General features: G+C 54.7%; 11 protein-coding genes. 8 read left to right on the top strand and 3 right to left on the bottom strand.

Going from position 1 to position 14,280, the window contains the following annotated elements:
* Both ACIQ2T_RS07330 and ACIQ2T_RS07325 read left to right on the top strand, forming a co-directional pair.
* The coding region (locus ACIQ2T_RS07330) for an SRPBCC family protein (RefSeq protein WP_397590249.1) at window positions 1–272 on the top strand (272 nt) is incomplete at its 5' end.
* Window positions 269–1,339 carry an alcohol dehydrogenase family protein gene (locus ACIQ2T_RS07325; RefSeq protein ID WP_397590248.1) on the top strand — a complete coding sequence of 357 codons (1,071 nt, stop codon included), beginning with the start codon at window positions 269–271 and terminating at the stop codon, window positions 1,337–1,339. The genes ACIQ2T_RS07330 and ACIQ2T_RS07325, both read left to right, overlap by 4 nt.
* Here ACIQ2T_RS07325 and ACIQ2T_RS07320 read toward each other — a convergent pair.
* Together ACIQ2T_RS07320 and ACIQ2T_RS07315 are read right to left on the bottom strand one after the other, a co-directional pair.
* Window positions 1,336–2,652 (bottom strand): aspartate aminotransferase family protein, encoded by a 1,317-nt coding sequence (locus ACIQ2T_RS07320; RefSeq protein ID WP_397590247.1) that lies wholly within the window; start codon window positions 2,650–2,652, stop codon window positions 1,336–1,338. The genes ACIQ2T_RS07325 and ACIQ2T_RS07320 overlap by 4 nt on opposite strands.
* A 121-nt stretch (window positions 2,653–2,773) precedes the next feature.
* Window positions 2,774–3,259: an Lrp/AsnC family transcriptional regulator gene (locus tag ACIQ2T_RS07315; protein WP_397590246.1), complete on the bottom strand. Its 486-nt coding sequence runs from the start codon at window positions 3,257–3,259 to the stop codon at window positions 2,774–2,776.
* A 123-nt stretch (window positions 3,260–3,382) separates the two neighbouring features.
* On the opposite strand from ACIQ2T_RS07315, the gene ACIQ2T_RS07310 reads away from it, so the two are divergent.
* The 4 genes from ACIQ2T_RS07310 (at window position 3,383) to terL (ending at window position 9,551) form a co-directional block, all read left to right on the top strand.
* Window positions 3,383–5,725 carry a transketolase gene (locus tag ACIQ2T_RS07310; protein ID WP_397590245.1) on the top strand — a complete coding sequence of 781 codons (2,343 nt, stop codon included), beginning with the start codon at window positions 3,383–3,385 and terminating at the stop codon, window positions 5,723–5,725.
* 692 nt (window positions 5,726–6,417) lie between these two features.
* Window positions 6,418–7,749: a site-specific DNA-methyltransferase gene (locus ACIQ2T_RS07305; RefSeq protein ID WP_397590244.1), complete on the top strand. Its 1,332-nt coding sequence runs from the start codon at window positions 6,418–6,420 to the stop codon at window positions 7,747–7,749.
* Window positions 7,742–8,146, top strand: a complete 405-nt coding sequence (locus ACIQ2T_RS07300; protein WP_397590243.1) for a DUF5681 domain-containing protein — start codon at window positions 7,742–7,744, stop codon at window positions 8,144–8,146. The genes ACIQ2T_RS07305 and ACIQ2T_RS07300 overlap by 8 nt, the downstream gene beginning before the upstream one ends.
* Entirely contained in the window at window positions 8,130–9,551 is a 1,422-nt protein-coding gene (gene terL, locus ACIQ2T_RS07295) for a phage terminase large subunit (protein WP_397590242.1), read from the top strand. The genes ACIQ2T_RS07300 and terL overlap by 17 nt, the downstream gene beginning before the upstream one ends.
* Window positions 9,552–10,196: 645 nt before the next feature.
* Here the strand turns inward: terL and ACIQ2T_RS07290 are convergent.
* Window positions 10,197–10,769 carry a carboxymuconolactone decarboxylase family protein gene (locus tag ACIQ2T_RS07290; RefSeq protein WP_397590241.1) on the bottom strand — a complete coding sequence of 191 codons (573 nt, stop codon included), beginning with the start codon at window positions 10,767–10,769 and terminating at the stop codon, window positions 10,197–10,199.
* Between the two features lie 565 nt (window positions 10,770–11,334).
* On the opposite strand from ACIQ2T_RS07290, the gene ACIQ2T_RS07285 reads away from it, so the two are divergent.
* Together ACIQ2T_RS07285 and ACIQ2T_RS07280 are read left to right on the top strand one after the other, a co-directional pair.
* Window positions 11,335–13,377 carry a PQQ-binding-like beta-propeller repeat protein gene (locus ACIQ2T_RS07285; protein ID WP_397590240.1) on the top strand — a complete coding sequence of 681 codons (2,043 nt, stop codon included), beginning with the start codon at window positions 11,335–11,337 and terminating at the stop codon, window positions 13,375–13,377.
* 524 nt (window positions 13,378–13,901) lie between these two features.
* The gene (locus tag ACIQ2T_RS07280) at window positions 13,902–14,186 is read left to right on the top strand and encodes a helix-turn-helix domain-containing protein (RefSeq protein ID WP_397590239.1); all 285 of its coding nucleotides are present in this window, start codon (window positions 13,902–13,904) and stop codon (window positions 14,184–14,186) included.
* The last annotated feature ends 94 nt before the right edge of the window (window positions 14,187–14,280 follow it).

Below are 14,280 nucleotides of genomic sequence, written 5' to 3'. Positions count from 1 at the left end.
TGTTCCAATTTACGCCGCGCGGCGCATTGGAGACCGATGTGGAGATGATCTGGCTGGTTGACGGCCGCGCGACTGAGGCTGAAGTCGACATTGAAAAGATGATCTGGGGCTATCACGCCACGACCACGCAGGACAAAGTCATCACTGAAAACAATCAGGCAGGCATTATGTCGAGCCGTTATCGGCCTGGTCGATATTCCGAACAGGAAGGCAGCGTCCTCAACTTCCAGAAATGGTATCTGAACCAGTTTGGGCTGGCACGCGCCGAGTGACCATCGCCGCCAACATGCGCGCGGTCCTGCTGACCGGCCATGGCGGCTATGACAGGCTCGACTTTCGCGATGACGTGCCCGTGCCAAAACCGGGCGCGGACGATGTCTTGATCCGGGTTGCTGCGGCAGGCGTCAATAATACCGATATCAACACGCGCATCGGTTGGTATTCCAAATCGGTTGCAGAGGCGACGGACGCGGGGGCGGTTTCGGGCATAGAGGGCGCCGGTGACGATGGCTGGTCAGGCGCGGCTTTTCATTTCCCGCGTATACAGGGTGCAGACGCCTGCGGGCATATTGTGGCAGTGGGCCAAAATATAAATCCCGCGCGTATAGGTGAGCGGGTATTGGTCGAACCTGTCTTTCACGGGGCGAGCCGTTTTGACATTCTGTACTTCGGTTCCGAAGTCGATGGCGGGTTTGCAGATTACACCTGCGTCCCGTCACTGCATTCCCACCGCGTTGAATCGCGGCTTTCCGACATTGAATTGGCGAGTTTTCCTTGTGCTTATGGCACCGCCGAAAACATCCTGACGCGGATTAATGTGCAGGTGGGCGAGCGTGTTCTGATTACCGGGGCATCGGGCGGCGTTGGCTCTGCTGCCGTTCAACTTGCAAAACGGCGCGGCGCCGAAGTCATTGCGATGGCGGCGGATACCAAGGCCGAGAGCGTGCGCGCGCTGGGTGCGTCGCAGGTTATTCCCCGCGATGCCGACCTTGCCGCCTTGTTTGGGCCGGAGCATTTTGATGCCGCCGTCGATATCGTCGGTGGACCGCAATTCGGCGAGATCTTGAATGTCCTCAAACGGGGCGGCCGCTATGGCGTCTCGGGGGCTATTTCCGGACCAATTGTCGACCTTGATCTTCGGACGCTGTATCTCAAGGACCTGCGGCTGATCGGTTGCACGGTGTTAGAGCCAGACGTTTTCGCAAATCTCGTTTCGTACATTGAGCGTGGCGAAATCCAACCAGTTGTCGCTGCGGTCTATGACATAGCCGAGATCGTTAAAGCCCAAGAGGCCTTTTTGACCAAGCAGCATGTGGGAAAAATCGTCTTGTCGCTCTAGTCGACGGTTTCGATCAACTCACCAATGCGTCCGACAATCTCGTCGATATGCGTTTTTTGCAGAATGAGTGGCGGCGACAGGGCAATGATGTCTCCAGTGGCGCGGACCAACAGGCCATTGTCAAAACATTTGTGGAATAGCTGCATGCCCCTTTTGCCAACGCCGCCCGAATGCGGCGCGAGCTCTATAGCCGCAACGATTCCCATGTTGCGGATATCGATTATGTGTCGCTTGCCTTTCAGGCTGTGCACCGCGTCCTGCCAATAGTCATGGAGCGAGCTGGCATGCTCAAAAATGCCCTCCGACTTGTAGAGGTCTAAAGTCGCAAGGCCTGCTGCTGCTGCCAAGGGGTGACCTGAATATGTATATCCGTGGAACAATTCGATGCCATCGGGGCCGCCTTCGACAACACCGTCGTGAATATGGCGGCTAATGGCGACAGCGCCCATGGGCACTGCGGCGTTCGTCAGGCCCTTTGCCATTGTTATGATATCGGGCGTAACGCCTAGCGTTTCAGATGCCGTTGCACCGCCGACACGACCAAAGCCCGTAATGACTTCATCAAAGATAAGAAGGATGCCGTGTTTGCGGGTAATCTCGCGCAGCTTTTCGAGATAGCCGATGGGCGGAACCAGCACGCCGGTTGACCCAGCCATCGGTTCGACGATGACAGCCGCAATGGTCTCTGCGCCATGCAGCGCAACGATAGCCTCAAGATTATCTGCCAAATGTCCACCCCATTCGGGTCGGCCCATCGTAAAGGCGTTATGCTCGAGATTATGGGTGTGCGGAAGGTGGTCGACGCCTGTCAACAAGTTGCCAAATTGCCGACGGTTGTTGACGATGCCGCCAACCGAAATGCCGCCAAAGCCAACGCCACTATAGCCGCGTTCCCGCCCGATCAGGCGCGTACGCGTGCCCTGTCCAATCGCGCGTTGGTAAGCCAGCGCAATTTTAAGCGCGGTATCGACCGATTCGGAACCTGAATTGGTAAAAAATATGCGGTCCAAGCCCGCAGGCATCAGCGCCGCTATGCGGGAAGCCAGTTCAAACGCGAGCGGGTGTCCCAACTGGAATGGTGGGGCATAATCGAGTTCTGCCGCACATTTTTGGATAGCCTCCACAATTGGCGCGCGGCAGTGGCCAGCGTTGACTGCCCAAAGACCGGCGGTGCCGTCGAGTATTTGTCGTCCGTCATCGCTGGTATAATGCATGTCCTTGGCAGATTTAAGCTGACGCGGGGTGGTCTTGAAAGCCCGGTTTGCCGTGAACGGCATCCATAATGCGGCAAGGGGGTCATTTTCCAAATTCATAACTTCACTCCACCAACTCGTTTGGATGCTTATGCGACTGAAAGGCGGTCATTCTCGATTGAAAAGATTGTTGTGTCCGGAAAAATTTTATGGGGATATTGCATGCTGGAATGTTGCCCGCTCATTGCTGTGGTAACAGCGTCGGAACGGATGTTTTGTAGATGACGGGCCTTAACGCAAAGCTTGTAGTTACATTGGCGACACCCTTTACGCGTGTTAGCCGGTGACGCAGAAAATCCTCAAACTGGGTCAGAGATGCGACCAATATACGCAGCTGATAATCTGCCTCACCTGTCATCAGGTAACATTCCATGACTTCCGGAAAGCCGGCAACCGCCGTTTCGAATTCTTCCAGATGACGATCATCCTGCTGGTCCAAACGAACACGCACAAATGCCGTGACCGATATGCCCATTTTATCTGGATCAACCAAAGCCACATAGCGTGATATCGTGCCGTCGGCCTCTAGCTGACGAACCCGCCGCAGGCAAGGACTGGGTGACAGGCCGACCCGTTCGGACAGCTCCTGATTGGACATGCGCCCATCCGATTGAAGACAATCCATGATTTTGCGGTCAATCGCATCAAGGGCATTTTTTGGCATCATGTTTGTGTATATCTACAAAATTAGGCATAATCTATCAAAATAATGACACTAGTCCCTATAATACGCAAGGACATGCTCAAGTGCGTTGGCTAGACTGCAGCTTTAACTGAAGTGAACAAAACAATGACCAATATTGTGGCAGACACGCGCGAAGAAAAAATAGCAGCAATCGAAACGCTTGACGCGAGGCTACGTTGGCTGTCGTCGTGGATTGTGCACAACGCCAATCATATCCGACCCAAGCGTGATGGGTTGAAGGTCGGCGGGCACCAAGCCAGTTGCGCTTCGATGACTGCGATTATGGCCGCATTATATTTTCACGCACTTCGCCCGCAGGACAAGGTTTCGGTCAAGCCGCATGCCGGGCCCGTGCTTCAGGCCATCCATTATCTACTTGGCAACCAGTCGCTTGCGCAATTGCAGCAGTTTCGTGCGCTCGGTGGCGCGCAAAGCTATCCGTCACGCACCAAGGACAAAATTCCGGTCGATTTTTCGACAGGCTCAGTTGGGTTGGGCGTCGCAATCACTGCCTTTTCCAGCTTAGTGCAGGACTATTTGATTGCGCATGGTTCAATCGACGAAACCAATGCAGGCCGGATGATATCATTGATGGGTGATGCCGAACTTGACGAAGGCAATATCTACGAATGCCTGATTGAAGGGTATAAGCACGATATCCGGAACTGCTGGTGGGTGGTCGATTACAACCGGCAATCGCTCGACAGCACGACGGCTGACCGCATGTTTCGGCGCTTTGACGATATATTTGAAACCACGGGATGGCGGGTCATCACGTTAAAGCACGGCAAGCTGCAACGCGCCGCTTTCGCCCGGCCTGGCGGAGGATCGCTTGAAGACTGGATTGAAAATTGTCCCAACGCCGAATTCGCCGTGCTCACCTATCAGGGCGGTGCGGCGTGGCGCGCGCGATTGCATGCAGACATTGGCGGGAAACCGCATGTAAAAAAACTGCTCGATAGCTTTGATGACGACGGTCTGGCCGCGTTGATGACCAACCTGGGTGGGCATTGTATCGGGTCATTGATGGATGCCTTTGACAGCGCTGACGATGAACGACCGACCTTATTTATTGCATATACGGTCAAAGGCTATGGATTGCCGCTTGCCGGACATAAGGACAATCATTCGGGCATGATGAACCCTGCCCAAATCGATCAGCTTCGCACCACGATGGGTATCGAAACAGGGGAAGAATGGGAACCATTTGCTGGCCTCGGCGGTAATATGGCGGCGAAGCTCAAAAATTTCATTGGGAACGGCGTGCTTGCCGCCAAACCGGCTGAACCGGTCGCGGACTATATACCGGTGCCTGCCCGTTTGGCAGTGCCGTCGGGTGACGTGCAATCTACGCAGGCGGCATTCGGTCACGTACTTCTTGATCTTGCCAAATCTTCCGAAGCACTGGCCGACCGGATTGTAACCACTGCACCCGACGTGACGCAAACAACCAATCTGGGTGGTTTCGTGAACCAACGCGGGCTATTTCGAAGGTCCGACGTGGCCGATTTATTTCGCGAGGCCAAAATTCCGTCGGCGCAAAAATGGGCGGCACATGCTGCGGGCCAACATATTGAACTTGGCATCGCAGAAAATAACTTCTTCCTTTTGCTGACATCGCTTGGCCTTGCCGCACCACATTTCGGAACGCGGCTGATCCCGGTTGGTACGGTTTATGATCCGTTCATCGCGCGCGGACTGGATGCGCTGAATTACGGTTGCTATTCGGATGCGCGTTTTCTGCTGGTCGGAACGCCGTCGGGTTTGACTTTGGGCCCAGAGGGCGGCGCGCACCAGTCGATTAACACGCCACTCATCGGCATGGGGCAGCCGGGCCTGGCATATTTCGAACCCGCTTATGCCGATGAAGTCGCCCTGTTTATGCGGTGGGCGTTTGAACATCTGCAAATGCCCGACGGGAGCTCTGTGTATCTGCGATTGAGCACACGCCAGGTGCCGCAAGTGGAACGGGCGAACACCGATTGGGAGGCTGATGCCCTCAAAGGTGGATATTGGTTGCGTAGACCGGCAGCAGGCGCTGAGGCGGCCATTGCATTTACCGGTGCCATCGCACCTGAGGTGCTGGCGGCGTACGATCAATTGCTGGATGACATTCCGGGTTTAGGCGTCCTGAACGTTACATCACCAGATGTGCTGCATCGTGAATGGTCCGCAAGCAAAGCCGCGCGCTGGACCGACAAAAACGCGCAACCCTGTCATGCAGAGGATCTCCTGTCCGCGCTGGCGCCTGACGCAGGCATTGTGACGGTGATTGACGGTTCGCCAGGCGCGCTGTCTTGGCTCGGCGGCGTCCAAGGCATGCGGGTAAGTCCGCTTGGCACCGACCGTTTTGGCCAGACCGGGGATTTACCGGACCTTTACGCTGAGTATCGGCTCGATTCGGTTGCGATTATTGATGCCATGGCCGAGTTGTTTCTTAAAAGATAAGCAAGGCTGAGATAAATATCTTAGATATGCCGCTAATTCTGCATAAGCTCGAACCGCCCCGCAATCCGAAAGCACTGCAGACCATATCTCAAAGCATGGCCCACGATAGTCCCACGCAGCAGGCTGAGTTGGGGCCTTCCCGAAGGAAAAGGTTTCACGGTAAGGGCGAGGCTCTGGTGCGTGGCGCAGTCTGGTAGGAACTGGTCTCTGGTCAGGCCTTCCCTGATTTATGGGATTTTTCAGGGAATATCGCATTCTGTGCACCAGAATTACTTCTGTTGCTGTTCGGCAAGGGCTGCTTCCGTGCTTTGGGCGCGCAAATTCGCTAAATAAAAAACAGGGAATTCATTTCGCCGTAACAGGGAAATTGCAAAATCCTCTTTGTATTTTCAGAGATTTACGATGAAAAAATTGATCGGCGCTACTTGCGCGGCATCGCGCTGACGTGTAAACCGAACCCAGTCGTCAAAGGATGATTGATCCCTTTTATAGCTGAGCTTGATTGGGATTGAGGGCTGAGCCCTCCACTCGGGGATCGCTCCGACGAACACAGGAAGGTTGTGCCTTCCGATGAGAGGCTGAGTCTCGACCGAAGTTTGAGCAATGGCAGTCTGGTTCGGCCAGGCGTGTCCTGAGGACGTCATTGCGAAGTTCGGAACTCTCAGCAACTCTGTTCGAAAAGGCTATTTGCCATGTCATCTTCTTTGCGTCCGGCGCACGTGCGCCTTCCTCAAGCCAAACTTACTCGTATCGAGACCTTGCACGCAGCGCCGCGCAATGCCCGAACCCATTCCAAAAAGCAGCTGCGGCAGCTGGCTGCGAGCATCACTGCGTTTGGCTTCACCAATCCAGTGCTGGTTGATGCGTCCGGCGAAGTGATCGCGGGACACGGCCGACTGGCCGCTGCACGCATGTTGGGACTTTCCGAGGTTCCCACCCTGTGTCTGGATTGGCTGACCGAAGACCAAAAGCGCGCTTATGTTATTGCCGACAATCGGCTGGCCGAGAAAGCCGGATGGGATAGGGAACTACTCGCAATTGAGCTTGGCGATCTCGTTGCGCTTGAATTTGATGTCACGCTCACCGGCTTTGAAATGCGTGAGGTCGAGCTCATCATCGATGCTGGCGCCAGTCCAGTCCAAGACGAAGGTACCGAAGAGCCTGTAGCAGGTCCGCCAGTCTGCCAACTTGGTGATTTGTGGCAACTGGGTCAGCATCGCCTCTTCTGTGCGGATGCTTTGGATCCTGTGAGCTACACTCAGCTAATGGGCCGTGACAAGGCGCGCCTCGTGGTTACTGATCCGCCCTATAACGTCAAGATTGGCGGTCATGTCTCGGGACTTGGCCGCAATAAGCACCGTGAGTTTGTGCAAGGTTCAGGGGAGCTGAGTTCAAACGAGTTTACGCAGTTCCTTTGCGGGTCGCTGGAAGCCATGGCGAAGGCTAGCCGCGATGGGTCCTTGCACTATGTGTTTATGGACTGGCGGCATCTGCCGGAACTTTTGAGTGCGGGCCAAGCTGTCTACGATGACTGGCTCAACCTGTGCGTTTGGGCAAAGAGCAATGCAGGTATGGGATCGCTCTATCGCTCCCAACATGAACTGGTCGCAGTCTACAAGAAGGGTAAGCGTCCTCACGTTAACAATGTTGAGCTTGGCGCCAATGGCCGGCACCGTTCGAACGTTTGGACCTATGCTGGGGCCAACACTTTCAAGACAGGGCGCGCGGAGGAGCTTGGCTGGCACCCGACCGTCAAACCGCTTGACCTCATCTGCGACATCCTGCGCGATGCCAGCGATCCAGGAGAGATTGTGCTCGACGGGTTCGGGGGCTCTGGCACGACATTGATTGCTGCTGCCCATAGCGGGCGGATAGCGCGCCTTATCGAACTCGATCCGCTTTACTGCGACGTGATCTTGCGGCGCTATGAAGCTACTTTTGGTGAAGCACCCGTTCACGTGCCAACTGGCCAGTCATTTGTGCAGCGTGCGCAATCGGCCGGGATGGGAGGCGACAATGTCTGACATTGCCGACAACGACGAGGGCCAGGTGGGCTATGGCAAACCACCTGTGCACAGCCGCTTTAAGCCTGGCCATTCAGGCAACCCCAAGGGGCGCCCAAAGGGTCAACGCAACTTTGCCACAGAAATCGCGCGGGCTATGGCAATGCCGGTGCCCGTAACTGTTAACGGTCGGCGCAAAAATGTTAGCACTATTACTGCTCTTGTCTGGCGGCTTCGTGAAAAGGCGCTGGGCGGGGACCACAAGTCTTTGCAGCTGCTCATTAACCTGCATCAAGTTAACCATGCCAATGACAAGGGACAGGAAAGCCTGAGCGCACTGCTGGCCGAAGATGCTGCGATCCTTCGTGAAGCAGGGCTGCTTAACATTGGGGAGCACGGCGATGAGCACAATGGATAACCGGCTACTCGACGCTTTGCTCCGTGGCAGCCTGCACAGCTTTGTGCGTAAGGCATTTACGACCGTGAGCCCTGGCGAGCAGTTCTTGCCCAATTGGCACCTTGAGGCCCTGTGTTATCACTTGGAGTTGGTGCGGATCGGCAAGATCCGGCGGCTTAAAATCGAAGTGCCGCCGCGTTCGCTCAAGTCAGTATGTGCGTCAGTTGCCTTCCCTGCGTTTTTTCTGGGGCATGATCCTACTGCTAAGATTATCACGGCAAGCTATTCTGCTGACCTTGCCGCCAAGCATGCAGGGGACTGCCGCGCCGTAATGCAGGCGCAATGGTATCGCGACCTGTTCCCGCATACCCGGATCAGCCCTGCCAAGAACCAGGAAGCAAACTACGAGACGACCGCGCGTGGCTATCGCTATGCGACCTCCGTCGGGGGAACGCTCACGGGTCGCGGCGGTAATCTCATTATCATTGACGATCCGCTCAAGCCTGAAGATGCGATGTCGCAGACAAAGCGCGAAGCGGTCAACGGTTGGTACAGCAGGACGCTGCTGTCTCGGCTCAATAACAAGGCGAGCGACGCAATCATTCTTGTCCAGCAGCGCCTGCATATGGATGACCTGGCAGGGCATGTTGATGCGCTTGATGATTGGGTTACACTCAGATTGCCAGCGATTGCCGAGGAGGATGCGCAGATCCCCATAGGACCAGGCAAGGTATACGACCGCAAGGCGGGTGACATCCTCCACCCTGCGCGTGAAACGCTGGCGGTCCTCGAAGGGCTCAAGCTGGCTTTAGGCTCGACGATATTCTCCGCGCAGTATCAGCAGTGCCCAGTTCCGTCCGATGGCGAAGTTGTGAAGTGGGCCTGGTTCTGTCGCTACGCGGCCCCGCCACCGCAACATGCAATGACCATCTGCCAGTCATGGGATACAGCCTCAAAGGCGGACGAACAGCATGACTTCAGCGTATGCACAACGTGGGGCGTGGCCGGAAGTGACCTATATCTTCTTGACGTTGATCGGGCGCGGCGAGATTTTCCATCGTTAAAGCGGCGCATTGTAGAACAGGCAACCCAATGGAACGCCCGCAATATCATCATTGAAGATAAAGGGTCAGGTACATCCCTCATCCAGCAGCTTCGCACAGAGCATAATGGCATTCCTTATCCAACCGCGTTCCTGCCAAGGGATGACAAGATCACCCGTTTGCATGCGCAATCCGCCCGCATTGAAGCTGGTCATGTGTGGCTGCCCGAGCGGGCGCCTTGGCTTGATGATCTTCGGGCCGAGATCGCGAGCTTTCCGCATGGCCGTCACGATGACCAGGTCGACTCTATTAGTCAGTTTTTGAGCTGGCACTTTGATATGCGATCGCGGTGCGTGCAGTTTGCAAGGATAGGGGGCGTATGACGCCCGTGCTCAACAGGTCCTTCGCTTATACAAAAAGGAAGGTCCGCTTTGCGCCCAAATGCAGTCCCTATAAGCGCAGGGTGGTTCCCCCATAAGCGGACATGGCATCAGCAAGATTGATATGACTATTTTGTTGGACAGTGCCGACATTCTGCAATTAGGCAAAAGAGGCTGCTAGCCGACGTACATTTATCTGTCGAGAGCATCGCCACTAGGGCGGACAACCAAGCAGTTCGCTTCTGAAGAACGAGTTATACATAGTGAAAGTTCGTTTATATGTTTGGAAGGGTTAAATTCACGCTCAAAGGCGGAACCTTCAAAGCAGACACTCCTTAAAAAATCTTGAAGTTCGTAGATTTAAATTCAACACATGCGTCTAATACATAATCAATAAAAAGCCATTTTATATCGAAATTTCTTGATTAGAGAAACGAGTTCTTTCAAAATTTCAAATTATTGAATGGCATTGTTCAACTTATAAAATCGGATATCCCATATAAAAAAGACAAAAAATACGGCTCCAAACCTTTCTAATGCCTTTGGTTATAAAAGTCCTGATTTCTCTTAGTCTAAGCAAACTAAACTGCATCTCAAAGCACTGTTGATTGCTACCCGTCGATGTCCAACGGACAGGTTTGTTTAAATCTACGCTGCATGCGGCATGGTCGGCATGGTCGGCATGCAGACATCATCAAGACCTAGCACATGGGTCAAGCGGCCAAGTGCAATCCAGGAGCCGATGGAAAATGTCATATCTACGATTTCGGCATCAGAAAAATGCTGGTGCATCCGGTTCCAAAAATCTTCATCTGTCTTTAGCCCCTTTGGCTCTTCTCCCAGACGTTCGGCAAATTCTATTGCTAATAGCTCACGGTCACTGAACCCGGTTGCCGCGCGCCAGTTTTCTACGTCATCGTAAAATCCCTCATCTGGCGGGGTATTATCACGGATCGATGAGGCTTTCGCCACGTCGCCGCCGCTGCGTTCGATATGTCCAAATAAATCACGATCGGCGCGCATGGTAAGACACAAAGCGCAGCCATTTATCTGAGCCGTGCGCATCCTTGCCGCCTCCATCTCACGCATCGACAGTTTTGAGTTCTCATAGACAGCCAGCGAATATTGACCCGCCGCCATGCCAATTTCAGGAGCGTAATGCGTCCAGACATAAGCGGAAGGATCGGCTTCGAATTGGGCAGGAATGGCAACATTTGGCATGGGGCGGTCCTCTCTATGGATCTAGTTACTTTGTCTCGTAGGTCAAAACGCTGACGGCACAAATTCTTGACGATAAAACAAACATAGATGATTGTTTTATCGTCGCCAAGCGGTTTGCCTTAAACCGTTTCTGGCGTACCGAGGATGACGGTCGCTTGGCTAGATAATGTGCCCCCGTTGGTGTGCGCTAGAGCGGCTTGCAAACTGCAATCTAGTTAACTGCCTGTCCGATATAATTTGATGATACATCTTTAAAAAAGCTCGAAACAATGACCCTCGCCAAAGTAATTTCTGGCAGCATTTTCATATTCGACGAACTCGCCAGGGCCTTGGATGCTGGTGCAGAAGCCGAGGTGTCTGCACAGTTCAGACAACTGACGGACGGGCGACTTGCCGCACTTATCTCCGCCGGTTCAGCACCTTGCGCATGGTCGATCAGATTGCAGTATCTTAGGCAAGCTGCAGGCCGGCTGGGCTCATCTGCGCAGTCATCGTTAGAGCAACTTCATCGTTGACTGGTTGCAGACAAGCGAGCATTCTCAAATTATATTTAGAGGAGATGTTCATGCGGGTTATTCGCTGGCCTTTTATCAGCCTAATGTTGCTGGCCGTAAGTGTGCTTCTGTCGGCCGAGGCCAATGCTGAAACCACCTCTGCTGGCAGTGTGGCCTACCAAAACTACTGCGCGGAATGCCACAATGCAAACCTGGCGGGCGGTGCGCATGGTGTTGCTTTAACCGGCGAGCGGTTCCGCACCCGATGGGGCAAAGGCGGTGTGCCCCCCTTAGCCACCTTCATACGCAGCATGATGTCGATGAACGTACCAGCTAACGCGCCGCCTTCCGTAGTCAACGGCATCGCAGCCTTCCTGCTGCGCAGTAACGGCGTTGCGGTAAGCGAACTAAAACCGGAAGAAACCACTTGGCAAGGGGCAGCCGGCATCATGGAAGCAGCCCAAAGTGCCGGGGGTTGGGTGAACCGCGAAACACCAGCTACGTCAACGGTCACCGATGCACTGCTGCAAAACCCACCCGCCGCCGACTGGCTGCAGTGGCGCCGCACTGAAGATGGGCAGGGCTTTAGCCCGTTGTCTAGCATCAACACCAAATCGGTGGGGCGCCTGCGGCTCGCCTGGGCGATGACGATGAAAGACGGCAGCAATCAGCCCACACCGCTCATCCATGACGGCGTGATGTACCTCACCCATCCGGGCAACGTGGTGCAGGCAATCGACGCCGCCAGCGGCAGTCTGCTGTGGGAATATGCCTACCCATATCCCGAAGATTCACGCACGCTCGGTGGCCCTACACGCAATATCGCATTGTATCAGGACAAGGTGTTTCTGGCCACTTACGACGCAGCCGTTGTAGCGCTGGACGCGCGCACCGGCAAACTGCTGTGGCGCACAGTAAAGGCAGATTATCATCAAGGCTACACGCACACAGCAGGGCCTTTCATAGCCGGCGGCGTTGTGGTCAGCGGTATCAACGGCTGCGAACGCTATAAGAAGTCCGGTTGCTTTATCACCGGACACGACCCAAGCACAGGCAAAGAACTTTGGCGCACCTCCACCATCGCACTGCCGGGCGACCCCAATGATGCCAGCTGGGCGGGTCAGCCCGTTGAATTGCGCGGCGGCGGCGACAACTGGATTACCGGTAGCTATGACCCTCAGTTGAACCTGTATTACTTCGGCACCGCCCAGGCGAAACCTTGGGTAGCGGCCAGCCGCGGTATGACTGCGGCCGATGCCGCCCTTTACACCAACTCGACACTGGCACTCGACCCACGCACCGGCAAATTGCAATGGCACTTTCAGCACGTACCTGGTGAAACACTGGACATGGAAACCGGCTTCGAGCGCGTGCTAGTGGATATCGGGTCGGACAAATTCGTCCTCACTGCGGGCAAGGATGGCCTGTTATGGAAACTCGACCGTCGTAACGGCAAGTTTGTCGCTGTCACTGAAACGCTTTATCAAAACGTCTTCAAGTCCATCGACCATAGCACTGGTCGCGTGGAATACCGCGATGACATCATGAATGCAGGGGTGGATGACAAGGTGTCGGTCTGTCCGAGCATCTATGGCGGCCACAACTGGCAAGCCAGTGCCTATGACCCGCCCAGCAACTTGCTGTTGTTACCGTTGCACCAATTGTGCGTCGACATGACTGGCCGTACCGTAGAGCGCAAAGAAGGCGGCGGTGGTTATGGCGGCGAATCCACCGTTCACCCCATGCCCGGGACCGACGGCATGCTCGGGCGCCTGAGTGCGATTGATGTCACGACTTTAAAGCCGCGCTGGTCTCACACGCAGCGCGCAATGTTCATGACCTCCGCACTTACCACCGGTGGTGGCCTGGCGTTCATTGGCGACTTGGATCGGTACTTCAAGGCCTTCGATGTGAAGACCGGCGAGGTGGTCTGGCAAACACGCCTTGGTTCGGCGCCCCACGGCTACCCTGTCACCTACGCGGTAAGTGGCAAGCAGTACATCGCCGTGACCACGGGCATGGGCGTGTTCAAGCTGGTGACCGCGCAACAAAGCCCGGACATCTACCAGCCGAGCGGGGGCAACATGGTGTACGTGTTTGAGCTGGCCGACTAACGAGCGGGTCAGCCGCCACCGCGCAGGCTTCGGACGGGGCGCATAATCATCGACCTAGTCCGGTCCGAGCGAAGTGCTTGTAGCGATAGGACGGCTGCGTGATGCAGGGACTGATGCTATTCGTGCCTCACGGCAACGCAGAGTATAGAGCCCCGCCGCCATCGTTTTATGATGAGACCTATACGTTTTTTGGTTTCGTGTGGCATGCCGGAATTCAAATAAGGTTCGCCGAGCAAGAAGCGCAGCATGGTCCGATGATTCCCGCAGCTCACCGAGAATCTGCCCTTCTGTAAACTGTAATCGATCCATCCTTCCGTCTTTCTCTTAAGAGCCGGGCTCTAATTAAAAATAGAGGTAGTTTAAGCGGTCACTTCACTAAACAATCTGGGCTTACGATACGGTCTATCCGCATCCCATTTCCTACGATTCGACCCTGTGGATAACTTCTGCTACTAGAAGATAAGAGCGATTCGGTTGTGTCTGTTGCGTAACGGAAAGTCGTATTCTTCGGGGGGAGAATCGAAGTGAGCTTTGTGCAAAAAGAGCCACTTGTGGGTGAGATGGAATTGATTGGTGCTAGGCTTAACCAAGCCCGGCTGATGGCTAACCTTGCTCTCCAAGACATCGCAGATCGCACCAAAATTTCACTGCGTTTTTTGTCAGCGATAGAGAATGACGACTTTTCGGCATTACCCGGGCGTGTGTATATTTTCGGTTTTACCAAAGCCTTCGCCCGTGCAGTAGGTCTCGACGAAGAAAGCATGGTAGCGGCACTGCGAGAAAAGATGCAGTTAGCTGGGATTAATTGACCAGCGATCCACTTACCCAAACGGATAGACCCTCCCGTTTCCATCTCTGACCGTCTGATTGCCCTCCGATATCCGAGCAGCCAAGCCTGATCAT

Source organism: Sphingorhabdus sp., assembly GCF_044357595.1.
Taxonomy (GTDB): Bacteria; Pseudomonadota; Alphaproteobacteria; order Sphingomonadales; family Sphingomonadaceae; genus Sphingorhabdus_B.
Note: the sequence above shows the minus strand (reverse complement) of the source record. Positions and strands in the feature narration are given on the sequence as shown.

Coding starts and splice junctions, on each gene's coding strand:
- ACIQ2T_RS07320 (WP_397590247.1), bottom strand. CDS start 2,652: ATGAATTTGGAAAATGACCCCCTTGCCGCATTATGGATGCCGTTCACG.
- ACIQ2T_RS07315 (WP_397590246.1), bottom strand. CDS start 3,259: ATGATGCCAAAAAATGCCCTTGATGCGATTGACCGCAAAATCATGGAT.
- ACIQ2T_RS07310 (WP_397590245.1), top strand. CDS start 3,383: ATGACCAATATTGTGGCAGACACGCGCGAAGAAAAAATAGCAGCAATC.
- ACIQ2T_RS07305 (WP_397590244.1), top strand. CDS start 6,418: ATGTCATCTTCTTTGCGTCCGGCGCACGTGCGCCTTCCTCAAGCCAAA.
- ACIQ2T_RS07300 (WP_397590243.1), top strand. CDS start 7,742: ATGTCTGACATTGCCGACAACGACGAGGGCCAGGTGGGCTATGGCAAA.
- terL (WP_397590242.1), top strand. CDS start 8,130: ATGAGCACAATGGATAACCGGCTACTCGACGCTTTGCTCCGTGGCAGC.
- ACIQ2T_RS07290 (WP_397590241.1), bottom strand. CDS start 10,769: ATGCCAAATGTTGCCATTCCTGCCCAATTCGAAGCCGATCCTTCCGCT.
- ACIQ2T_RS07285 (WP_397590240.1), top strand. CDS start 11,335: ATGCGGGTTATTCGCTGGCCTTTTATCAGCCTAATGTTGCTGGCCGTA.